At 61.3% G+C, this 416-nt stretch carries 1 pseudogene; it reads right to left on the bottom strand.

Annotated elements, in window-relative coordinates:
* Positions 1-388, bottom strand: a pseudogene (locus tag EOA29_RS42570) (acyltransferase); the annotation flags it as partial.
* Between the last annotated feature and the right edge of the window lie 28 nt (positions 389-416).

Genomic DNA, 416 nt, shown 5'->3' with positions numbered 1-416 from the left:
GAATCGGCCAGTGCCAGAGGTACAGGCTGTATGAAATTTTTCCTGTAAAGCGGAGCGGCCCGCTTGAAAGAACCGCCGTAGCGATGGAAGGAGAACAAGGCCAGACGAGCAAGACAGCACCAGCCACCGGGGCGAGTGCACTCAGTCCCGGAAATGGCTGGCTCGAGGATAGCCAGATGGAGCTAGCGGCTATCAGGCAAAGGCCAACCAAGCCGAACGCCTCGGAAGTGCCACGGCGGCCGATCGGCGGAACAAAAACCAGCAGTCCGCCTAGTGCCAGTTCCCAACCCCGGCTGAAGGGAGCATAGAACGCTTGCTTGGGATCGACTGCCACCAGGTGCAGGGCAGTCGAAAAGCTGATCAACGCGACAAGGCAGATCGCCGCCACGGTCGGCGACCGCTGGCGCCGCCACAAG

The sequence above is a fragment of the Mesorhizobium sp. M1E.F.Ca.ET.063.01.1.1 genome, from assembly GCF_003998155.1.
In the GTDB taxonomy this organism is placed as follows: Bacteria; Pseudomonadota; Alphaproteobacteria; order Rhizobiales; family Rhizobiaceae; genus Mesorhizobium.
The sequence above is the reverse complement of the archived record's forward strand: the minus strand, read 5'-3'. Positions and strand labels throughout refer to the sequence as shown.